We start from the raw sequence: 21,029 nt of genomic DNA on the forward strand, positions 1-21,029 counted from the left end.
AGTCACGGCGGTGGTGGCTAGACCAGCCGCGCGAGTTTCTCAAACCACCGATGCCGGATATCGACAATTCCGGCGAGCGCACAGGGGCTGATGCAGGTCCGCGACAAAGATTGGCCGTTTGGCCTCAAGACATTGTGGGAACGCGCGGGAGCCCTGCCATGGCTCAGCGCGCCGGGCATTCTGCTGCTCGTTCTGCTGGTGTGCCTGCCGTTCGCGCTGGTCGAGGTGCCGCCCCTGATCGACGTGCCGGGCCACATGGGCGCAGCCGCGATCGAGGCCGCCGGGCCGGGCAATCCGCTCGAAAAGTATTTTTCGTGGAAGTGGGTGTTCACCCTGAACATCGGCGGCGGCGTGCTGATGAAGCTGCTCGGCGCCGAATTCGGCATTCTTGCCGCCGGATGGTGGAGCACGGTGCTGGCGACCGGCCTGTTCGCGGGCGGCTGCCTCGCCACGATCCGGATGCTCAATCCGCGCGGCGGCCACGGGGCCGCCTGGGCGCTGATGTTCGTGTTCAGTTTTCCGCTGCTGACCGGCTTCCTCAACTACATCCTGGCCACCGGGCTGTCGCTGTCGGCCTTCGCCGCCGCGGTCTGGCTCGAACGCCAGCCTAAAAAGCGGGCCGCGCTGCTGATCGCGGCGCAGCCGGTGGCGATGCTGTGCCATGCCATCGGCGGAATGCTGCTGGCGCTGCTGATCGGCGCCAATGCCGTGGGCCGCGAGATGGACCGCCTGCCGCGCGGCTGGTGGCGCCCCTCGGTGTTCCGCACGCTGGGGCGCGAGCTGGAATGGAAGGAAATCGCGCGGCGCCTGTTCGTGCTGTGCTGGCCACTGCTCGCCACCGTGGTGACGATCCTGCTGTGGAAGTACCTTTCGCCCGAGCCGGTGCGCAGCCTCAACCGCTGGCGCTGGGACCAGAAGGCCTGGTACCTGATCCTGACGCTGCGCGACCAGTCGCTGCTGCTGGACAGCGCGACGACCTTCTCGTGCTTTGCCCTGATCCTGTTCGGCTGGCTGCTCGGCGCGCGCTGGAAATGGCAGCTGGGCCTGCCCGGCCTGCTCGTGTTCCTGCTGTTCCTCGCCATTCCGAGCGACATCAACGGCAGCGCCTTCGTCGACGTGCGCCTGCTGCCCGTCGCCGCGATGCTTGCGCTCGGCCTTCAGGACTGGAGCGGTGCGGGCGAACGACGGGCGCGGATCGTGGCCGTGGCCGGGATGCTGCTGCTCGCGGTGCGGCTGGTCGTCACCGGCTCCAGCTTCGCCGACTATGCCGACGATTACCGCAAGCAACTGTCCGCCCTGCACCATGTAGAGCCCGGCAGCCGCGTGCTCGCCTTCGTCGAGCATTCGTGCCTTGAGGAATCGTGGCGCAACACCCGCCGCGACCATCTGGCCAGCCTCGCCAGCCTCTACCGGCAGGCCTGGGTGAACGACAACTGGGCGGTGCCCGGCCTGCACATGGTGATCCCGCGCTTCCGCCCCGGACGCAATTTCGCGGCCGATCCTTCGGAATTCGTCTGGTCGCGCAAGTGCAAGAGCGGCCGGCTGCGCAATGTCGACAACGCGCTGCGCTTCGCCCCGATCGAACGCGTGGACTATGTCTGGCTGATCGACACCGGACTGCCGCTCCGCCCCGACCCCCGGCTCCAGCTCGTCTGGCAGGAAGGGCGCAGCATGCTGTTCAAGGTCCGCCCGCTTGGCTTCCCCACGTGGAAGCCCAAGGATTTCTGAAGCGCGGCGCGTTAGACGATCGCATGACGCTTGCGATTTTCGCAAGCGCGCCGTCGGAAATAGCGCAACATCCGTGCCTTGACGCAGCGGCCAAGGTCGGACAGTGCCGGGCCGACACCGACAACATCGACAAACATCTGGGGGGACCGAAATGTCCGAGGAAAGCAACGTCCGCTTCACCGAGCGCGAGGCGCTTTTCTACCACAACACGATCCGCCCCGGTAAGATCGAGATCATCGCATCGAAGCCGATGGCGACGCAGCGCGATCTCAGCCTGGCCTATTCGCCGGGCGTCGCGGTTCCGGTCCGTGCCATCGCCGACGATCCCGCCGCCGCCTATGACTACACCGCCAAGGGCAACCTCGTCGCGGTGATCTCCAACGGCACCGCCATCCTTGGCATGGGCAATCTGGGCGCGCTAGCCTCCAAGCCAGTGATGGAAGGCAAGGCGGTGCTGTTCAAGCGCTTCGCCGACGTCGATTCGATCGACATCGAACTGGCGACCGAAGACCCGCAGGCCTTCATCGACGCGGTCGCGCTGATGGAACCCAGCTTCGGCGGCATCAACCTTGAGGACATCAAGGCCCCCGAGTGCTTCATCATCGAACAGGCGCTGAAGGAGCGCCTCAAGATCCCGGTGATGCACGACGACCAGCACGGCACCGCGATCATTTCCGCCGCCGGCCTGCTCAACGCCTGCTTCCTGACCGGCCGCGAGCTGAAGGACGTCAAAGTGGTGGTCAACGGCGCGGGCGCCGCGGCCATCGCCTGCACCGAGCTGATCAAGGCCATGGGCGTGCGCCATGACAACGTGATCATGTGCGACCGTTCGGGCGTGATCTATCGCGGCCGCGAAGGCGGCATGGACCAGTGGAAGAGCGCGCACGCGGTGGACACTCCCGCCCGCTCGCTGGAAGAGGCGCTGGACGGCGCCGACATCTTCCTCGGCCTATCGGCCGCCGGCGCGCTGAAGCCGGACTGGGTGCGCAAGATGGCGCCCCAGCCGATCATCTTCGCCATGGCCAACCCGGACCCGGAGATCACCCCGCCCGAAGCCAAGGCCGCGCGCCCCGATTGCATCGTCGCCACCGGCCGTTCGGACTATCCGAACCAGGTCAACAACGTGCTCGGCTTCCCCTTCATCTTCCGCGGCGCGCTCGACGTGCGGGCCACCGCGATCAACGAGGAGATGAAGATCGCCGCCGCCCGCGCCATCGCGGAACTGGCGCGCGAATCCGTGCCCGAGGAAGTCGCCGCCGCCTATGGCAAGAACCACCAGTTCGGCGTCGACTACATCATCCCCGCGCCGTTCGACCCGCGCCTGATGGAAATCGTTTCCTCCGCCGTCGCCAAGGCGGCAATGGAAACCGGCGTGGCGCAGAAGCCGATCGAGGACTTCGCCGCCTATCGCAACAGCCTCAAGGCGCGGCTCAACCCGACCTCCGCCGCGCTGACCAACGTCTATGAGCGCGTTCAGGAAAACCCCAAGCGCGTCGTCTTCGCCGAGGCGGAGAACGAAGTGGTGCTGCGCGCCGCGATCCAGTTCCGCGATTTCGGCTATGGCACCCCGGTGCTGGTCGGCCGCACCCAGCCGGTGCTCGACAAGCTGGTCGAACTCGGCGTGTCCGACCCGCAAAGCTACGAGATCCACAACTCGGCCGTGTCGCCGCTCGTCCCCGAAATGGTCGATTACCTCTACAACCGCCTCCAGCGCCGCGGCTTCCTGGAGCGCGACGTGAAGCGGATGGTCAACCAGGACCGCAACGTGTTCGCCTCGCTGCTGGTCGCGCTCGGCCATGGCGATGCGATGATCTCGGGCATGACGCGCACCTTCTCGCAGACGATGAAGGAAGTGCGGCAGGTGCTTGACCCCAAGCCCGGCCACCTGCCCTTCGGCATCCACATGATGGTGGCGAAGAACTACACCGTGTTCCTGGCGGACACGACCGTCAACGAGCGTCCCGGCGCCGAAGACCTTGCCCACATCGCGATCGAGACCGCTGCGGTCGCCAAGCGCATGGGCCACGAACCGCGGGTCGCGTTCCTGTCGTACTCAACGTTCGGCAACCCGTCGGGCAAGTGGCTGGACAACATCCGCGAGGCGGTCGCCATCCTCGACGCCAGGAACCCCGGCTTCGAATACGAGGGCGAAATGGCGCCCGACGCCGCGCTCAATCCCAAGGTCATGGCGAACTATCCGTTCTGCCGCCTTTCGGGTCCGGCCAACGTGCTGATCATGCCCGGCCTGCAATCGGCCAACATCTCGGCCAAGCTGCTGCGCGAACTGGCTGGCAACGCGGTAATCGGCCCGATGCTGATCGGCATGGAAAAGCCGGTGCAGGTCGCCCCGATGACCGCGATCGCGCCCGATATCCTGACGCTGGCCGTGCTGGCGGCAGCGGGCGTGGCGGGGTGAGCCTGCCCGAACGGCGCTGAAACGGAAAAGGGGGCCAGGCGGCCCCCTTTTTCTTTGCGGACGTTCAGAAGCGTTCGCTCAGATCAGGCCGGCCAGCGGGCTGGACGGGTCGGCATACTTGCGCGTCGCCATGCGTCCGGCACGATAGGCGGCGCGGCCGCCCTCGACCGCCAGCTTCATCGCATGGGCCATCAGCAGCGGGTCCTTCGCCTCGGCAATGGCGGTGTTCATCAAAACGCCGTCGCAGCCCAGTTCCATCGCAACCGCCGCATCCGACGCGGTGCCCACGCCCGCATCGACCAGCACGGGCACGCTCGCGCCCTCGACGATCAGGCGGATCGTCACCCGGTTCTGGATGCCCAGCCCTGAACCGATCGGCGCGCCCAGCGGCATGACCGCGACCGCGCCGGCATCCTCCAACTGCTTCGCCGCGATCGGATCGTCGGTGCAATAGACCATCGGCAGGAAGCCTTCCTTCGCCAGCACTTCGGTGGCGCGGATGGTTTCGACCATGTTCGGGTAGAGCGTCTTCGCCTCGCCCAGCACTTCCAGCTTCACCAGGTCCCAGCCGCCCGCCTCGCGCGCCAGCCGCAGCGTGCGGATCGCGTCGTCGGCGGTAAAGCAGCCGGCGGTGTTGGGCAGGTAGGTGATCTTCTTCGGATCGATGAAGTCGGTCAGCATCGGCGCCTTGGGGTCCGACACATTGACGCGGCGCACCGCCACGGTGACGATTTCCGCGCCCGAGGCTTCGACCGCAGCCGCGTTCTGCGCGAAATCCTTGTACTTGCCGGTGCCGACGATCAGGCGCGAACGGAACGTGCGCCCGGCGACCGTCCAGGTATCGCCATCATCCTGCCCGCCGCCCACGAAATGCACGATCTCCAGCACGTCGCCATCGGCCAGCATGACATCGGCCAGCGTCGAGCGCGGCGCGATCTCGCCATTGCGCTCGACCGCGACCTTGGCCGGATCGAGATCGAGGCCGCGCACGAGGTCGGCGATGCTGCCGGGCGCGGCGCGGCGCGGCTCGCCATTGACGATGAGGGAAAGGGCGACGGGGGAGGGAGAGGAAGCCATGCGCGCCGATGTAGCGAAGGCACGCCCCCGCGCAAGTGCGCGAAAGCGATGGGTCAGCAGGTGCGGCGCATATTGATGACATGCGCCGATGCCACCAGCAGCACGCCAAGGATGGTCAGCACCGCTTCGGCAGAGCCATGGCCCGCGATCACCGCGCCGGCCATGAGCGCCAATCCCGTGCTGCCGACGATCAGCGGCAGCTTGTGCCCGTGTCGCAGCGCGCCGAGCCCGATCGTGCCCGCCCCCACGACAAGCGCGGCCACCAGTCCGACCCGGTGGATCGCGGGATCGAGCAGCGCACCGCCGCCAATGCCAAGGATGCCCACCAGGAACAGCCCGGCCAGGCAGTGCACAAGGCACAGCCCCGAAAGGAGCACACCGAATCGGTCGAGCCGGGAGCGCAGGGCAAGAAGGGTCTGGGTCATCGCTGCTCTCGATATATGTAATACTATAACATCACGCAATGGGTGATGTTGCACTAGGGTGACGAGAACCGCGCCAGCCGACGCGGCCCAAAGGGAATCCCCCCGCCTTTGCGCTTGCGATTTCAACGGGGCAGACGCAGAGGCCGGAGCCGTCATGGAAGCTTCCGCCCTTGCGCCCCGCGCCGGATCTGCGCGCCCCGCCCCGCTTGCGCTCGCGCGCTGGCTGTTCGTCGTCGCCACGATGGTCGTCGCCATCGTCGTCATCGGCGGCATCACCCGCCTCACCGAATCGGGCGTGTCGATCACCGAATGGAAGCCGGTGGCAGGCACTTTGCCCCCGCTCACAGAAGCGCAATGGAAGGCTGAGTTCGACGCCTATCGCCAGACCCCGCAATACGTGCTGGTCAACGGCCCGGCCGGCATGACGCTGGCGACCTACAAGTTCATCTTCTTCTGGGAATGGGTCCACCGCTTGCTGGCGCGCACGATCGGCATGGTCTTTGCCCTGCCGCTGCTGTGGTTCTGGGCGAAGGGCCGCATTCCCGCCGGATACAAGCCGCGCCTCCTGGCATTGCTGGCGCTGGGCGCACTGCAGGGCGCCGTGGGCTGGTGGATGGTCAAGTCGGGCATCGTTCACGATGTGAAGGTCAGCCACTTCCGCCTCGCCGCGCACCTGCTGGTCGCGCTCACCACGCTGGCCGGGCTGGTCTGGACCGCGCTGGACCTTCGCGCGCTGCACCGCGGAGAGCCGCGCGCCCGGCTTACCGGGTTCGCCGGCCTCGCGCTCGCCATGCTGGTGCTGCAACTGTTCTACGGCGCCCTGCTCGCGGGGCTTCGCGCCGGCACGTCGGCAGGCGGCGGCTGGTTCAACTGGGACGCCTGGCCGCTGATGCAGGGCGCCTTCGTGCCCGCCGGCATCGACTGGCTGCGCGGCGCGGGCCACGCCTTCACCTCCGACCCGTTCCTCGTCCACTTCATCCATCGCTGGTGGGCCTGGGCCGTGGTCGCCGTGCTGGTCGTGATGGCGCGCAAGCTGCGCGCAGCCGGCGCCCGCCCGGCGGGAATCGCCATCCACAGCGCCTTCGGCACGCAGGTGCTGCTGGGCATCGCGACGGTGTGGAGCGGGGTGGCGATCTGGCTGGCCGTGCTGCACCAGCTCGTCGGCGCGCTGCTCCTCGTGACCGTCACATGGGGCGCACACGCGCTCGGACGGGCACGCTGAGCCGCCCTTTTCGGCTATGAGGTATTATTTTACCTCCCCGGAAAGCCGCGCAAAAGCTTGACTCACGTCCGCCAATGCAACAAAGGCGCGCTTCCTCGCCGTGATGCGCAGAACTCTGCACGTCCGGCGCACCAGTATCAGGGAATGACCCAGCCATGAAGGCTCTCAGCAAGGTCACCCGGTCGATCAAGCCGGCCGAGGTGGAAAAGAAGTGGCATCTGATTGATGCCGAAGGCCTGGTGGTCGGCCGCCTCGCCGTCGTCATCGCCAATCGCCTGCGCGGCAAGCACAAGCCGAGCTTCACCCCGCACGTCGATTGCGGCGACCACGTCGTCGTGATCAACGCCGACAAGGTGAAGTTCACGGGCAACAAGCTCAAGGGCAAGATCTACTACAAGCACACCGGCTATGCCGGCGGCATCAAGGAAGTGACCGCGGACAAGATCCTCGACGGCCGCTTCCCCGAGCGCGTGCTTGAAAAGGCCGTGGAACGCATGATCCCGCGTGGCCCGCTCGGCCGTGCGCAGATGCGCGCCCTCCACCTCTATGCCGGCACGGAACACCCGCACGCCGGTACCCAGCCCGAAGCGCTCGACGTCGCTTCGATGAACCGCAAGAACAAGGTGGGTGCGTAAGACATGGCCGACACCGATATCGTTTCGAGCCTGGCGGACCTGAAGAACCTCACCGCCAATGCCCCCGCTCCCGAAGCTCCGGCTGCCGACGTTGACGCGCCGGTCGCTCCGGTTGTCCCGGCCGCCCCGACCATGCCGCTGCGCGAGCGTGAAGTCGACGCCCAGGGACGTTCCTACGCCACCGGCCGCCGCAAGGACGCCGTTGCCCGCGTGTGGATCAAGCCTGGTTCGGGCAAGATCACGGTCAATGGCCGCGAGCAGGAAGTGTACTTCGCGCGTCCGACGCTGCGCCTGGTGATCAACCAGCCGTTCGACGTCGCCGATCGCTCGGGTCAGTACGACGTGGTCGCCACCGTCAAGGGCGGCGGTCTTTCGGGCCAGGCCGGTGCGGTCAAGCATGGCATCGCCCAGGCGCTGACCAAGTTCGAGCCGGCTCTGCGCAGCGCCGTCAAGGCCGCCGGGTTCCTTACCCGCGACCCGCGCGTCGTCGAACGTAAGAAGTACGGCCGGGCCAAGGCTCGCCGCAGCTTCCAGTTCTCGAAGCGTTAAGTCGAAGCTTTCCTTTCGACTGGAAATCAGGGGGCCTGCGAGAAATCGCAGGCCCTTTTTCTTTGGGGACGGATCGCCTGCAAACGCGCGGCCAGTTGGCCGCGTGCCCGGGAATGATCCGCTGCCAATCTGACCAGATCGGCATCCATTCGACCGAATAAGCCCGGCTTCCGCACCGGGCGTTTTCGCTTGTGCTCAGTCCAGCCGGACTTGCGGCAGCAACCGCGCGATATCGTCCGCGCGGGCGAGGTCCGTGCCCGCGCGCAGCACCGCCGCACTGCCGGCAGCGACACCGTGGCGGAAAGCTTCCTCGGCGCTCGCGTCCGTGGCCAGCGCATAGACCATCCCCGCGACGAAACTGTCGCCCGCACCCACCGCGCTTTTCGCCTCGATCGGCAAGGCCGGCGCGTAAAGCGTGCCGCCTTCGTGTGCCAGCACCGCACCTTCGTGTCCCAAAGTAGCTGCCACGATTTGCGCCTGCCCGTTCGTCACCAGCGCCAGCGCGGCGTCGGCCACCGCCTCGGGCGTGGGCAGCTTCTGCCCGACCAGCCCCTCCAGTTCGCCCCGGCTCGGCTTGACCAGTGCGATCCCGCCGCCGGCCAGCCCCTGCCGCAATGCCTCACCCGAGCTGTCGAGCACCATGCGGATGCCCCGCGCCGCCATGCGCTGCGCGACCAGCGCATAGAAATCATCGGGCACACCCCGCGGCAGCGAGCCGCTGGCGACCAGCCAGTCGCATTCCGCCCCGTCCAGAGCATCGAGGCAGGCTTGCCATTCCGCCTCTTCGACATGGGGGCCGGCGGGGGTGAAGCGATATTCCTTGCCGGTCGACGTTTCGAGCGCATCCATCGCCACGCGCGTCTGCCCCGCGATGGGCACGCGCGTGCGAACCAGCTGGTGCTGGTCGATCAGCCCGTCGAGCGCCCCGCCGGTAGCGCCGCCCGAAAGGTAGATGCAGCGCGCATTGCCGCCCAGCCGCACGAACACGCGCGCCACGTTGATGCCGCCGCCGCCCGGCGCGTAGAATTCGCCCAGAGTCCGCATCTTGTGCGTGTGGAACACCCGCTCGACTTCATAGGCGACGTCGATGGTCGGGTTCATCGTCAGGGTGGCGATCACGGGCATCGTAAAGTCCATCTTCCAAGGTGCAGCGGGATTTCTCCCTCGCGGCGCGCGAAGGGACGTGTATTGACCGCGCTTGATCGCACCCTGCTGGAGGCCTGATTGCAACCGGTATTTCGTGGAGCCGCGGCAAACGCGCAGTGGAAGCCCGGCGGACGCCTGGGCTGGGCGCGCGGCGCGGTGGGTGCGCTGATCGGCATCGCGCTCGCCGGACTGGTCACCCAGCTCTGCGCCAAGAGCGGCGCACCCTGGCTGGTGGCGCCGCTGGGCGCATCCGCCGTGCTCGTCTTTGCGGTGCCCGCCAGCCCGCTGGCGCAGCCGTGGTCGGTGCTGGGCGGCAACATGCTGTCTGCCGCCATCGGCCTTGCCTTCGGCCATGCCATCGGCGCACCGTGGCTCGCCGCAAGTCTGGCGGTCGGCACGGCCATCGCGGTGATGACCCTGACCCGCTGCCTGCACCCGCCGGGCGGCGCCTGCGCGCTGCTGTGCGCGCTGGGCGCCAATGCCAGCGGCTTGAGCGCGGGCTTCCTGCTGGTGCCGCTGCTGCCCAATCTGGTGCTGCTGATCTTCGCCGGCTGGGTCTACAACGGCCTCACCGGCCACCCCTGGCCGCACCGTGCCCATCCCGCCCCCACGCTGCCTGCGGGCACGTGGGCGGGGACCTACGAAAGCGCCGACCTGGACGCGGTGCTGGAGGAATGGGACGAAGTGCTCGACGTGGAGCGCGAGGATCTCGACGCGCTGTTCCGCGAGGTGGAACAGCGCGTGCTGAAGCGCTGGCAGAACGGCGGGCGTTAACCCGCCTGCGCGCGGCGCTCCTCGTTGATCTTCAGGCTGGCGTCCATCCGCGCCAGTTGTTCCGGCGTCGCGTCGGTCTGGAACTTCGCCTTCCATTCGCCCGCCGGCATTCCGTGGATCACCTCGCGCGCGGCGGTCTTGTCCAACCCTGCCCCCGCCTCGTTGATCCAATCGGCTAGGCAGTTGCGGCAGAAGCCGGCAAGCCCCATCAGATCGATGTTCTGCGCATCGTGGCGCAGGCGCAGATGGCGCACCAGCGTGCGGAACGCGGCGGCGGCGACGTCATCGGGCAGCGCATCCAGCGGGTCGGCCGGGACTGCGTGCGAATTCGTATCCATTGCAAAGATTCCTTGGGTTTCCGGGTGGCATAGGCCATATCGCGCCCGCATCAAAAGCAAGGATTTCTATCGTGGCACAGCTGGATCTTCCCACCCAGGACCCGCGCGGTCGCAAGGTCAAGATCCTGGCGACGGTCGGCCCCGCCAGCCGTTCGCCGGAGATGCTCGAAAAGCTGTTCCGGGCCGGGGCGGACGCCTTCCGCGTCAACATGAGCCATGGCGATCACGCCACCCATGCCGAGACGATCGCTGCGATCCGCGCGCTGGAAAAGAAGGTCGGCCGGCCGGTCACGGTGCTGTGCGACCTGCAGGGCCCCAAGCTGCGCGTCGGAACGTTCAAGGAGGGCCGCGCGGTGATCCGCCATTCGGGCCACTTCACGCTCGACCGCGATCCCGCGCCGGGCGATGAAACCCGTGTCTGCCTGCCGCACCCCGAACTCTTCGGCATCCTGCGCAAGGGCCAGCGCCTGCTGATCGACGATGGCAAGCTGCGCCTGCGCGTGATTCGCGCCGACGACAACGAGATCCTCTGCACCGCCGAAGTCGGCGGCGTGATTTCCGACCGCAAGGGCGTCAACGTGCCCGACGCGGTCATTCCCGTCCCGGCGCTGACCGAGAAGGACCGCCGCGACCTCGCCTTCGCGGTCGAACACAACGCCGACTGGATTGCGCTTTCGTTCGTCCAGCGGCCCGAGGACGTGGCCGAGGCCCGCCGCCTGATGGGCGGCCACGGCTCGCTGATGGCCAAGATCGAAAAGCCCGCCGCGATCAGCCGGCTGGAAGAGATCATCGAGCTTTCCGACGGCATCATGGTCGCCCGCGGCGATCTGGGCGTCGAACTGAACCCCGAAGAAGTGCCGCCGCTGCAGAAGCGCATCGTCGAGACCGCGCGCCGCGAAGGCAAGCCGGTGATCGTCGCCACGCAGATGCTCGAATCGATGATCGAGGCCCCCACGCCCACCCGCGCCGAAGTGTCCGACGTGGCCAACGCGGTCTATGACGGCGCCGACGCGGTCATGCTCTCGGCCGAAACCGCCGCCGGCGCCTGGCCGGAAGAGGCCGTGACGATCATGCACCGCATCGCTGCGCAGGTCGAAGCGGATCCCGGCTATTCCGCGCGCGTCCACTTCATCGAGACGCGGCCCGATCCCACCACGGCCGACGCGCTGGCCGAAGCCTGCGCCAGCATCGCCAAGACGCTGTCCATCTCCGGCCTCATCGTGTTCACCGGATCGGGCTCCACCGCGCGCCGCGTGGCGCGTGAACGCCCGGGCGTGCCGATGCTGGTGCTGACTCCGTCCGAGCGCACCGCGCGCAAGGTGGGCCTGCTGTGGGGCGCGCACGCGGTCCACACCAAGGACATCGGCAGCTTCGAGGAGATGATCGCCAAGGGCAAGCGCATGGCGCTGCGCCACGGCTTCGGCAGCGCCGGGTCAAAGCTCGTCGCGCTGGCCGGCGTTCCGTTCGGCACGCCGGGCGCGACCAACCTGCTCCATGTGGTGACGCTGAGCGGCGAGGAACTCGACGGCCACGACGACTGAGGCGTCATTCCCGGCGCGCGAATGTTTCAGCGTGCGCCGGTTACCGCCAGCCGCGCCGCAGGCATGCCCTCGCGCCCGGCGCGGCGCTCAGCGGCGATCACCTGGTTCTTGCCCGCCTTCTTCGCCGCATAGAGCGCACCGTCGGCCAGCGGCACCACGTCACCCGCCGATGTCGCCGCTTCGGGCACGGCCGCCACGCCGAAAGAGGCGCTGATCCGGCACCCGTGCACATCGCTCAGCAGCTCGATCCGCTCGCGCAGCACTTCCGACTTTTCCAGCGCATCCTCCAGGCTGCAGTCAGGCAGGATCGCCAGCAGTTCTTCCCCGCCATAGCGGCAGACCACATCGGTCGGCCGCAGCGCGCCGACCAGCTGGGCCGCCACGTCGCGCAGCACCGCATCGCCCTTGGCATGGCCGTGCTCGTCGTTGAGCGCCTTGAAGTTGTCGAGATCGAGCATCACCACCGCCGTGCTGCCTCCGCCCCGCGCGCCCAGCGAGACGAAGCGTTCCAGCGCGTCTTCCATGTAGCGGCGGTTGTACAGGCCGGTCAGCGGATCGCGCAGCGACTGGGTGCGCAGCTTCTCGCGCAGCGCGATGTTCGACAGCGCCAGCGACATCGAATCCGCCAGCGCCTGCCCCAGCCGGCGGATTTCGATCAGCTTGCCCAGCGCATCCTCCTCGCTTCCGCGGGCGAGGATCAGCAAGCCATGCACCTGACCGCAAGCCATCATCGGCAATTCCACCGTGGCGGTCTGCGATCCATGGTGCGCGCAGCACAGCGTGGCCTGCTGCGGCGCGTTGATGTGCGGCTTGCCGCGCTTCAGCGCCCAGCAGTTCGCGGGAGAGAGCGTTTCCGGCGCGCGATACCCATCGGGCAGGTCCCAGCCCTTGGCGAGGTCCAGCCGGTCGCGCGAATTGTTGAAGATATAGAGCGCGGCGCCGAAATCGGGCAGCAGGCGCCGCGCCGTCGCCATCAGCACGGCGCTGGCGTCGTCATAGGTTTCCGCCGCCTGCAGCATGTCGGTCATGGCAAACAGCTCGCCGATCTGCTCGCGGCTCTCGCGCGTGGCGCGGAACTGGTCGCGCTGGCGCGCTCGCACCGCCACCGCCATCCGCCGCAGCACCAGTTGCGACATGAAGATCGCCGTCAGCCCGGTCAGCGCGATCCCGGCCAGATCGTCGTGCCAGGCGTCATCGACCACCAGCGTCGCCGCGACAGCGGCCAGCGCCAGCGCGTGCGCAAGCAACCCGCCGATGTGCAGCCGGTCGGTCCGGCGATCGTCGTTGCGCCAATGCTGACCTGAACCCTGCTCGTCGGGGGTCGTCTCGGTATCGAACGCGTGCACGCTGGTCTCCCTCGGCAACGCGACTTAAGCCACGGGCAAGGACGAAACCTTAAACGCCGGATGCTTGCGAAACACGAGGCTGGCGCGGCCATCCGTTAACGAGCGAAATCCTTGAAAACACGCGATTCGAACCAATTCGCGCCAGGATCAGCGTTCACCGAACAGCGCAGACCCCACCCTGATGTGCGTCGCGCCCAGCATGATGGCGGTCTCGAAATCGTCGCTCATGCCCATCGACAGGCCGGCAAGGCCATTGTCGGCCGCCAGCTTGCCCAGCAGCGCGAAGAACGGCGCCGCCTCGATTCCGGCGGGCGGCACGCACATCAGACCTTCGACGGGGAGGTCGGCCACGCGGGCTTCGGCGAGCAGCGCGGGCAGGTCGGCAATCGCACAGCCTCCCTTCTGCTCTTCCGCGCCGATGTTGACCTGCACGAACAGCGGCACGCGCCGTCCGGCCTTGTCCATCGCGCGGGCCAGTGCGGTCAGCAGCGAGGGGCGGTCGAGCGAATGGATGCAATCGAACAGCCGCACCGCCTCCTCGGCCTTGTTCGACTGAAGCTGGCCCACAAGGTGAAGCTTCACACCGGGGTGTGCCTCGCGCAGCGCCGACCACTTGGCCTCGGCCTCCTGCACGCGGTTTTCGCCAAAGACCAGCTGCCCTTCGGCGATCAGCGGCAGGATCGCTTCGGCCGGCTTGGTCTTGGACACCGCGACAAGCGTGATATCGGCCACATTGCGCTGCGCGACCGCGGCGGCGTGCGCGATGCGCGCGCGGACATGGGCGAGCGGCGACGGGCTGGGGGAGTCTGGCGTGTGCATGGCGCGGTGCTATAGCGCGGGCATGGCGAAGTGCCACCCCGTGCCGGTCCTCTCCTCCGCGATCCCGCGCCTGCTGCTGCTCGGCGATGCGCGCAACGATGCCGGGCTGGAACGCGCCATCGCGCGGCTGCCGCGCGGGAGCGGCTTCGTCTTTCGCCATTACCACCTGCCACCGGCCGCGCGCCGCGAACGGTTCCGCGCGTTGGCGCGGCTGTGCCGGTCGCGCGGCATCGCCGTCATCGCCGCGCGGCCCCAGCCGGGCTGGCGTATCGACGGGATCTATGCGGCGCCCGCCGACCTTGGCGGAACCGGACTGCGCCTCGCGACGGCGCATTCCCTGCGCGAACTGCGCGAAGCGGCGGCCGCGCGCGCCGATGCCGTGCTGCTCTCCCCGGTCTTCGCCACGCGCAGCCATCCGGGCGGCAAGGCGCTTGGCCCGGTGCGCTTCCTGCTGCTGGCGCGGCAGTCTTCGCTGCCGGTGCTGGCGCTGGGCGGAATGACCCCGCGCCGCGCCGCGCGGCTGCCCGTCCACGGCTGGGCCGCGATCGACGGCATCACCTGACCGCAAAAACATAGGCGGAATCCCTTGGATTCTTGACGGTGAGTCCCCTTCGGGCGCATTATGTTCCGCGAACGGAAGGGACAACGATGGCAAGCCGGGCACTCACATCTGCGGGGAATACCCGAGCGCGCGCCGATTGGCGGGCGGTGCTGCGGCGCAGTTTCAGGCGCAGCGCGGAGCTGATCGGCGGCGCGGCGTTGTTCGCGGCGACCGTGTTTCTCGCACTGGCGCTCGCCAGCTATACCCAGACCGACCCTTCGGGCAGCACCGCTTCCGGCAGCCCGGTCGAAAACTGGATGGGCCTGCCCGGCGCGTGGGCGGCGGAGCGCGTGCTGCTGCTGTTCGGCCTGCCCGGCGCTCTGCTGCTGCCGCTGCTGTTCGTCTATGCCCGCCGCCTGTGGGACGCCGCCGGCGATCTGATCGATCCCGGCGCCGATGACGACGAGGATCTCGTCGCCGATCCGGCATGGTGGCGGCTCGCGCTGCTGCTGGCGCTCGCGATGGTCCTCCTCGGCACCACGGCGGCACTCGCCTTCACCGCGCCCGGTGGCAGCCTGCCCGCCGGTTTCGGCGGACTGTTCGGCCTGCTTGGCGCCGCCGCGATCCGCGCCCTCGCCCATCTCGCACCGCCTGCCGAAGGCTGGATCATCCTCGCGCTGTCCGCGGTCACGCTGGGCGCCGGGGCGATCGTCGCCGGCCGGGTGTTCGCGCTAGACTGGCGCCGGTTCCTGACCGTGCCGGCCGTGCTGCGCCGCGCCCCCGCCGCGCCGCGCGCCGATGAGCCCGAGACGGCCGCGCCCTCCGCGCGCAAGGAACGCAAGGCGAAGGACAAGCCCGCCTCTGCCGGCGATGCCGTCGCCATGTTGCCCGAAGCGGCCGATGACTCCGGCTCCCCGCGCCGCCAGACTGAGATCAGCGATCCTTCGCGCCCGCCCGTCGCGGCCACGTCCGCCGGGACCAAGCTGCGCCAGGGCGACCTGTTCGACAAGTACGAGCTGCCCTCGACCGGCATCCTCGAGGAGCCCGCGCCCAATTCGCAGCCCAAGATCGACAAGCTGGCGCTCGAACGCAACGCCCGCCTGCTCGAAAACGTGCTCGACGATTTCAACGTGAAGGGCGAGATCACCGCCGTCCGCACCGGACCGGTCGTCACCATGTACGAGCTGGAGCCGGCCCCCGGCATCAAGGCCAGCCGCGTGATCGGCCTGGCCGACGACATCGCCCGCAACATGAGCGCGATCTCGGCGCGCGTCTGCTCGATCCCCGGTCGCACCGTGATGGGCATCGAACTGCCCAACGCCGTGCGGGACATGGTCTCGTTCCGCGAACTGGTGGAATGCGACAAGTTCGCGGGCTCGAAGGCGCTGCTGCCGATCATCCTGGGCAAGGACATCGCGGGCGAGCCCGTCGTGGCCGACCTTGCCACGATGCCCCACCTGCTCGTCGCCGGCACCACCGGCTCGGGCAAGTCGGTGGGCCTCAACTGCATCCTGCTGTCGCTGCTCTACCGCCTCACCCCGGCGCAGTGCCGCCTGATCCTCGTGGATCCCAAGGTACTCGAACTCAAGTCCTACGACGACATCCCGCACCTGCTCTCGCCGGTCGTCACCGAACCGGCCAAGGCGGTCCGCGCGCTCAAGTGGGCGGTCGAGGAAATGGAGCGCCGCTACCGCCAGATGTCCTCCATCGGCGTGCGCAACCTGTCCGGCTTCAACGAGAAGGTCCGCGCCGCCGCGTCGAAGGGCAAGCCGCTCGGCCGCCGCATCCAGGTCGGCTTCGATCCCGATACGGGCGAGGAGATGTTCGAGGAACAGCAGCTCGATTTCCAGGTGCTGCCGCAGATCGTCGTCATCGTCGACGAACTCGCCGACCTCATGGTCACGGTCGGCAAGGAAATCGAAGTCCTGATCCAGCGGCTCAGCCAGAAGAGCCGCGCCGCGGGCATCCACCTCATCATGGCCACGCAGCGCCCCTCGGTCGACGTCATCACCGGCGTCATCAAGGCCAACCTGCCCACGCGCATCAGCTTCGCCGTCACCAGCCGCATCGACAGCCGCACGATCCTGGGCGAACAGGGCGCCGAACAGCTGCTGGGCAAGGGCGACATGCTCTACAAGCCCGCCACCGACCCGATCAAGCGCGTCCACGGCCCCTTCGTCAGCGACGAGGAAGTCGAGCGCGTGGCCGATCACTGGCGCAGCCAGGGCAGCCCCGATTACGTCGATTCGGTCACCGAGGAGCCCGAGGACGGCGGCTTCGGCTTCGACGATCTCGACGCCACCGCGTCGGACAACCCCGAAGAGCGCAAGTATCGGCAGGTCTGCCAGCTGGTGTTCGAGAGCCAGAAGGCATCGGCCAGCTGGATCCAGCGCCAGATGGGCGTGGGCTACAACACCGCGTCGAAGTGGATCGAGCGCATGGAAGCGGACGGCTTCGTCGGTCCGGCGAATCACGTCGGCCGGCGCGACATCTACCGCGACAAGGACGGCAACCCGCTCTGACGTCTACCCGGTCCCGCGCCGCTCAGGCGCGGGGCGCGGGATAGCCCTCGAAGCGCTTGATCCGACGCAGCGAGAAGCTCGAACGCGTGGCCGAGACACCCGGCAGACGCGCCAGGCAATCGCGGTGGATGCGGCCATATTCTTCCAGGTCCGCCGCCGCCACCCGCAGCAGGTAGTCCGCGCTGCCGCTCATCAGGTGGCACTCCAGGATATCGTCGAAATCGCCCACCGCGCGCTCGAAGCGGTCCATCGACTCGCGGCTCTGGCTGGTCAGTGTGATTTCCACGAAGACTTCCACCGCCAGCCCGATGCGGCGCGGATCGACGCGTGCGGCATAGCCGTCGATCACGCCGCGCTCCTCCAGCGCGCGGATGCGCCGGTGACAGGCGGAGGGCGAAAGCGCGACACTTTCCGCCAGCTCGGCAATGGAACGCGACGAATCGCGCTGCAACGCCTCGATCAGGGCAACATCCGCGCGGTCCATGCGATAATTTCCCGATATTTTCCTATTTGAGCGAAAATATTCCACGCATGGCGCGCCCGCAAGCCGCAATTCGGTGAAACATTGCACGCCGCCGGGCGTATCCTGTCCGCCTCGACCATTTGCCGGAGAGCCTGCCATGCGCGTCGGAACCGTCCGCGAGATCAAGAACCACGAATACCGCGTCGGGCTCACGCCCGAGAGCGCGCATGAACTCGTCGTTCACGGCCACGAGGTGTGGGTCGAAACCGGCGCCGGGCTGGGCATTGGCGCCGCCGATGCGGACTATCTGGCTGCCGGCGCGAAGATCCATCCCGACGGGCGCTCCGTCTTCGAAGGCTGCGAGATGGTCGTGAAGGTCAAGGAGCCGCAGGCCGCCGAACGCGCCATGCTGCGCGAAGGGCAGGTACTCTACACCTACCTCCACCTCGCGCCCGATCCGGAACAGACCGCCGATCTGGTGAAGTCCGGCGTCACGGCTATCGCCTATGAAACGGTGACCGGTGCCGGCAACACGCTGCCGCTGCTCAAGCCGATGAGCCAGGTCGCCGGCCGAATGTCGATCCAGGCCGGCGCCACCGCGCTTGAAAAGGCGCACGGCGGGCGCGGCGTACTGCTCGGCGGCGTTCCGGGTGTGATGCCGGGCAAGGTCGCGGTGATCGGCGGCGGCGTGGTCGGCTTCAACGCGGCGCAGATGGCGGTCGGCCTCGGCGCCGACGTGACCGTGCTCGACCGCGATCCCGAAGTGCTCGAACGGCTGGGCATCCACTTCGAAAGCCGCGCCAAGACGCGCTTTTCCAACCGCGCCAACCTTGCCGAAAGCGTTGCCGAGGCAGACCTCGTGATCGGCGCGGTGCTGATCCCCGGCGCCGCCGCGCCCAAGCTGGTCACGCGCGACATGCTCGGCACGATGAAGCCGGGCGCGGTGCTGGTCGACGTCGCCATCGACCAGGGCGGCTGCTTCGAGACGAGCCATGCCACCACCCATGCCGAGCCGACGTTCGTGGTCGATGGCATCGTCCACTATTGCGTGGCCAACATGCCCGGCGCGGTGGCGCGCACCAGCACCTATGCGCTCAACAACGTGACGCTGCCGCACGCGCTGCGGATTGCCGATCTGGGCTGGAAGGAAGCGCTGCGCCGCGATCCGCATCTGGCGGCAGGGCTCAACGTCCACGCCGGCAAGATCACCTATGAGGCGGTCGCGCGCGAACTGGGCTACGCCTACACCTCCTCCGCAGAAATACTTATGTGATTTAACGGGTCGGAAGGCCTGACGCGCTATGCTCGCGTCATGGCGTGGGAACCAGAAGCACGGATTGCATGTGCAAGGCGACTTGCCGCTGCGCTCGTGCTCGCCCTGCTCGCCGCATTCCTGCCCGCTGCGGCCACGGCGCGCCCGATCGTCCCGGCCCAGCTCTGCCACGCCAGCACGGGGGCTGCCCAGACCCCGTCCGATGTAACCCGCGGCGGCCTGTGGACGTGTTCGTCCGGCGGCTGGTCGATCGCGGGTGAATCGCTCTACCTGCGCTTCACGCTCGACCGCGCCGAGCCGCCGCCGCGCAGCTTCGTCACGCTCGCCACGCGCTATAGCCGGGTCACGATATGGGCGATCGATGCAGGCGGCGCGGTGCGCACCGCCACGCTTGCACCCGATGCCGCACGCCACCTGCCCACCGGGCCGCTGATGGTCCTGCCCATGCCGCCAACCTCGGCGGCGACACGTACGGTTATCGTGCGCATATCCCATCCCTGGACCAAGGCGGCCGGCAGCGAGGCCCGGCTCGACAGCAGTCCCGCCGGCAGCGGCTGGCCCATCCGACAGGTCGTGGCAATGGCGGTGATCTGCGGATTGCTGGTCGTGCCGCTGCTGCTCAACGGTTCGATCTATGCGGCGCTGCCCGAACGCTTCGTGCTGTGGCACCTGGCGCTGACCGGGTCGATGTTGATGCAGATGCTGATCGGCACCGGCTTGATCCACCTGCTGGTGGACCTGCCCGAAACCGTCGAAGGCCCGCTGTCCAACACATGCTATGCGGTCATGGCGTCCGCCGCGCTGATGTTTGCCGCGGATTTCATCGAGCCGGGCACGCTGCCCCGCCGCCTGCGCCGCCTGCTCCGCCATGCCGCCGCCGCGATCTTCGCGGTGGGGATGCTGGCCGCCACGCCGCTAGCCGCGATGCGCCCCTATTCCACGCTGCTGCTCCATCTCGACATGGTCCCCGCGATCCTGCTGTTCGGACTGGCGGCCTTTGTCGCATGGCGGCGGGGCAGCCGCGCAGCGGTATACCAGGCGATCGGCTGGGGGCCGATGGTCATGGCCGGGCTGTGGAAGATCGCCTGCTACATCCTGCCGCCCGCCCACCCCACCGACGCCACTGTCGTCTATCAGCTCGGCCTTGCGGTGCAGGTGCTGGTGACCACGCTGGGCATCATCAACCGCTTCGGCGACATCCGGCGCGAGCGCGATTACGCCACCGCCCGCGCACGTGAACTGGAAGGCGTCGCCGGCCATGATCCGCTGACTGGCCTGCGCAATCGCCGCTCGATCGAGAAGCGCTTCGAGGACCTGCTCGACAACGGCTTCCGCACGATGGCGGTGCTCGATCTCGATCACTTCAAGGCAATCAACGATTCGCACGGCCACGCGGTGGGAGACGACGTCTTGCGCGCAGCGGCCGGCGCATTGGTCGACGATGCCGATACCCGCGCGATCCGCATGGGAGGCGAGGAATTCATGCTGCTGCTGCGCGGTGCCGATGCCGCGGAGCGCGCGGAACGCTGCCGCCGCGCGATCAGCACGCGAATCAGCGCCGAAGTGCCCGGGCTGGACCGGATGGTCACGGCCAGCATGGGGCTGGTCGAGCACGACCGCGCAGGCCGCCTGCACGTCGATTTCGCGGCGCTCTATGCGCACTGCGACCGCCTGCTCTACGAAGCCAAGCGGCTCGGCCGCAACCGCACCATGCGCGAGCGCGTCACCGGCTTCACCACCGACCGCGCCGACCTGCGCGTGGTCGGCTAGGCGCCTTCCGCCGGCGGGACCGCATCCGGCAGGCCCGCATCCGGCAGAAATGGGGCCGCCACAGCTTTCGGCACGCGCAGCAGTCGCCCGCTCGCCTTGTCGAGCAGCGCCCAGGTCGTCTTCGCGCTCACGATCACCTTGCCGCGCGCATCGGTGAAATCGACCCTGCGGTCGAACCGCGCGCCCGATGGCGCTTCCGGAATGAATGTCTCGGCGGTCACGCTCTCGCCCTCGGCGATGTTGCCGCGATAATCGATCTCGTGCCGGGTCACGACCCAGACGTAGGCCGCCTGGTGCGCGGCGCTGGCCACCGCTTCCCAGTGCGCCACCGCCATCGCCTCCATCCACTGCACCCACACCGCGTTGTTGACGTGGCCCATCACGTCGATGTCGCCGGGGCCGGCCGTGAAAGTAAGGCGATGGCGGTTGCTCACGATCCCCGCC

The 21,029-nt window shown here is 68.1% G+C and carries 19 protein-coding genes; 11 read left to right on the forward strand and 8 right to left on the reverse strand.

What is annotated here, in order from left to right:
- Nucleotides 1-90 precede the first annotated feature (90 nt).
- Together OLX02_RS04365 and OLX02_RS04370 are read left to right on the forward strand one after the other, a co-directional pair.
- The gene (locus tag OLX02_RS04365; RefSeq protein ID WP_264420551.1) at nt 91-1,728 is read left to right on the forward strand and encodes a hypothetical protein; all 1,638 of its coding nucleotides are present in this window, start codon (nt 91-93) and stop codon (nt 1,726-1,728) included.
- 151 nt (nt 1,729-1,879) lie between these two features.
- Nucleotides 1,880-4,144 (forward strand): NADP-dependent malic enzyme, encoded by a 2,265-nt coding sequence (locus tag OLX02_RS04370; RefSeq protein WP_264420553.1) that lies wholly within the window; start codon nt 1,880-1,882, stop codon nt 4,142-4,144.
- A 78-nt stretch (nt 4,145-4,222) separates the two neighbouring features.
- Here the strand turns inward: OLX02_RS04370 and thiS are convergent, their stop codons facing one another.
- Together thiS and OLX02_RS04385 are read right to left on the reverse strand one after the other, a co-directional pair.
- The gene (gene thiS / locus OLX02_RS04375; protein ID WP_319641231.1) at nt 4,223-5,221 is read right to left on the reverse strand and encodes a sulfur carrier protein ThiS; all 999 of its coding nucleotides are present in this window, start codon (nt 5,219-5,221) and stop codon (nt 4,223-4,225) included.
- 53 nt (nt 5,222-5,274) lie between these two features.
- Nucleotides 5,275-5,646 (reverse strand): MerC domain-containing protein, encoded by a 372-nt coding sequence (locus OLX02_RS04385; RefSeq protein WP_264420554.1) that lies wholly within the window; start codon nt 5,644-5,646, stop codon nt 5,275-5,277.
- A 154-nt stretch (nt 5,647-5,800) separates the two neighbouring features.
- Here OLX02_RS04385 and OLX02_RS04390 point away from each other — a divergent pair, with 154 nt between their 5' ends.
- The 3 genes from OLX02_RS04390 (at nt 5,801) to rpsI (ending at nt 8,052) form a co-directional block, all read left to right on the forward strand.
- The gene (locus OLX02_RS04390; protein WP_264420556.1) at nt 5,801-6,868 is read left to right on the forward strand and encodes a COX15/CtaA family protein; all 1,068 of its coding nucleotides are present in this window, start codon (nt 5,801-5,803) and stop codon (nt 6,866-6,868) included.
- 155 nt (nt 6,869-7,023) lie between these two features.
- Entirely contained in the window at nt 7,024-7,503 is a 480-nt protein-coding gene (gene rplM, locus OLX02_RS04395) for a 50S ribosomal protein L13 (RefSeq protein ID WP_264420557.1), read from the forward strand.
- A gap of 3 nt (nt 7,504-7,506) precedes the next feature.
- Complete coding sequence (gene rpsI, locus OLX02_RS04400) at nt 7,507-8,052, forward strand: 30S ribosomal protein S9 (protein ID WP_264420559.1); 546 nt, start codon at nt 7,507-7,509, stop codon at nt 8,050-8,052.
- Between the two features lie 195 nt (nt 8,053-8,247).
- Here the strand turns inward: rpsI and OLX02_RS04405 are convergent, their stop codons facing one another.
- Nucleotides 8,248-9,177: a 1-phosphofructokinase family hexose kinase gene (locus tag OLX02_RS04405; RefSeq protein WP_264420560.1), complete on the reverse strand. Its 930-nt coding sequence runs from the start codon at nt 9,175-9,177 to the stop codon at nt 8,248-8,250.
- Nucleotides 9,178-9,276: 99 nt separating this feature from the next.
- Here OLX02_RS04405 and OLX02_RS04410 point away from each other — a divergent pair, with 99 nt between their 5' ends.
- Nucleotides 9,277-9,972: an HPP family protein gene (locus OLX02_RS04410; RefSeq protein WP_264420561.1), complete on the forward strand. Its 696-nt coding sequence runs from the start codon at nt 9,277-9,279 to the stop codon at nt 9,970-9,972.
- On the opposite strand, the gene OLX02_RS04415 is transcribed toward OLX02_RS04410, so the two are convergent.
- On the reverse strand, nt 9,969-10,310 hold the full coding sequence (locus tag OLX02_RS04415) for a DUF1244 domain-containing protein (RefSeq protein WP_264420563.1): 342 nt from the start codon (nt 10,308-10,310) through the stop codon (nt 9,969-9,971). The two genes, OLX02_RS04410 and OLX02_RS04415, sit on opposite strands and share 4 nt — an antisense overlap.
- Before the next feature lie 71 nt (nt 10,311-10,381).
- Here OLX02_RS04415 and pyk point away from each other — a divergent pair, with 71 nt between their 5' ends.
- On the forward strand, nt 10,382-11,851 hold the full coding sequence (gene pyk, locus OLX02_RS04420) for a pyruvate kinase (protein ID WP_264420564.1): 1,470 nt from the start codon (nt 10,382-10,384) through the stop codon (nt 11,849-11,851).
- A gap of 26 nt (nt 11,852-11,877) precedes the next feature.
- On the opposite strand, the gene OLX02_RS04425 is transcribed toward pyk, so the two are convergent.
- Both OLX02_RS04425 and OLX02_RS04430 read right to left on the reverse strand, forming a co-directional pair.
- Nucleotides 11,878-13,197: a GGDEF domain-containing protein gene (locus OLX02_RS04425; protein WP_264420566.1), complete on the reverse strand. Its 1,320-nt coding sequence runs from the start codon at nt 13,195-13,197 to the stop codon at nt 11,878-11,880.
- Nucleotides 13,198-13,344: 147 nt separating this feature from the next.
- Nucleotides 13,345-14,016, reverse strand: coding sequence for a YggS family pyridoxal phosphate-dependent enzyme (locus tag OLX02_RS04430; RefSeq protein ID WP_264420567.1), 672 nt, complete (start codon nt 14,014-14,016; stop codon nt 13,345-13,347).
- Here OLX02_RS04430 and OLX02_RS04435 point away from each other — a divergent pair.
- Both OLX02_RS04435 and OLX02_RS04440 read left to right on the forward strand, forming a co-directional pair.
- Nucleotides 14,015-14,578, forward strand: coding sequence for a thiamine phosphate synthase (locus OLX02_RS04435; RefSeq protein ID WP_264420570.1), 564 nt, complete (start codon nt 14,015-14,017; stop codon nt 14,576-14,578). The two genes, OLX02_RS04430 and OLX02_RS04435, sit on opposite strands and share 2 nt — an antisense overlap.
- A gap of 86 nt (nt 14,579-14,664) precedes the next feature.
- Complete coding sequence (locus OLX02_RS04440; protein ID WP_264420571.1) at nt 14,665-17,079, forward strand: FtsK/SpoIIIE family DNA translocase; 2,415 nt, start codon at nt 14,665-14,667, stop codon at nt 17,077-17,079.
- Nucleotides 17,080-17,101: 22 nt separating this feature from the next.
- On the opposite strand, the gene OLX02_RS04445 is transcribed toward OLX02_RS04440, so the two are convergent.
- The gene (locus tag OLX02_RS04445; protein ID WP_264420573.1) at nt 17,102-17,563 is read right to left on the reverse strand and encodes an Lrp/AsnC family transcriptional regulator; all 462 of its coding nucleotides are present in this window, start codon (nt 17,561-17,563) and stop codon (nt 17,102-17,104) included.
- A gap of 136 nt (nt 17,564-17,699) precedes the next feature.
- Here OLX02_RS04445 and ald point away from each other — a divergent pair, with 136 nt between their 5' ends.
- Nucleotides 17,700-18,815, forward strand: a complete 1,116-nt coding sequence (gene ald / locus OLX02_RS04450; protein WP_264420575.1) for an alanine dehydrogenase — start codon at nt 17,700-17,702, stop codon at nt 18,813-18,815.
- Between the two features lie 39 nt (nt 18,816-18,854).
- A complete protein-coding gene (locus tag OLX02_RS20165; RefSeq protein ID WP_319641232.1) occupies nt 18,855-20,585 on the forward strand; it encodes a diguanylate cyclase in 1,731 nt (576 codons plus the stop codon).
- Here the strand turns inward: OLX02_RS20165 and OLX02_RS04465 are convergent.
- Nucleotides 20,582-21,019, reverse strand: coding sequence for an acyl-CoA thioesterase (locus tag OLX02_RS04465; RefSeq protein WP_264420577.1), 438 nt, complete (start codon nt 21,017-21,019; stop codon nt 20,582-20,584). The two genes, OLX02_RS20165 and OLX02_RS04465, sit on opposite strands and share 4 nt — an antisense overlap.
- Nucleotides 21,020-21,029 lie beyond the last annotated feature (10 nt).

The sequence above is a fragment of the Novosphingobium sp. KCTC 2891 genome (genome assembly GCF_025938155.1).
Lineage (GTDB): Bacteria > Pseudomonadota > Alphaproteobacteria > Sphingomonadales > Sphingomonadaceae > Novosphingobium.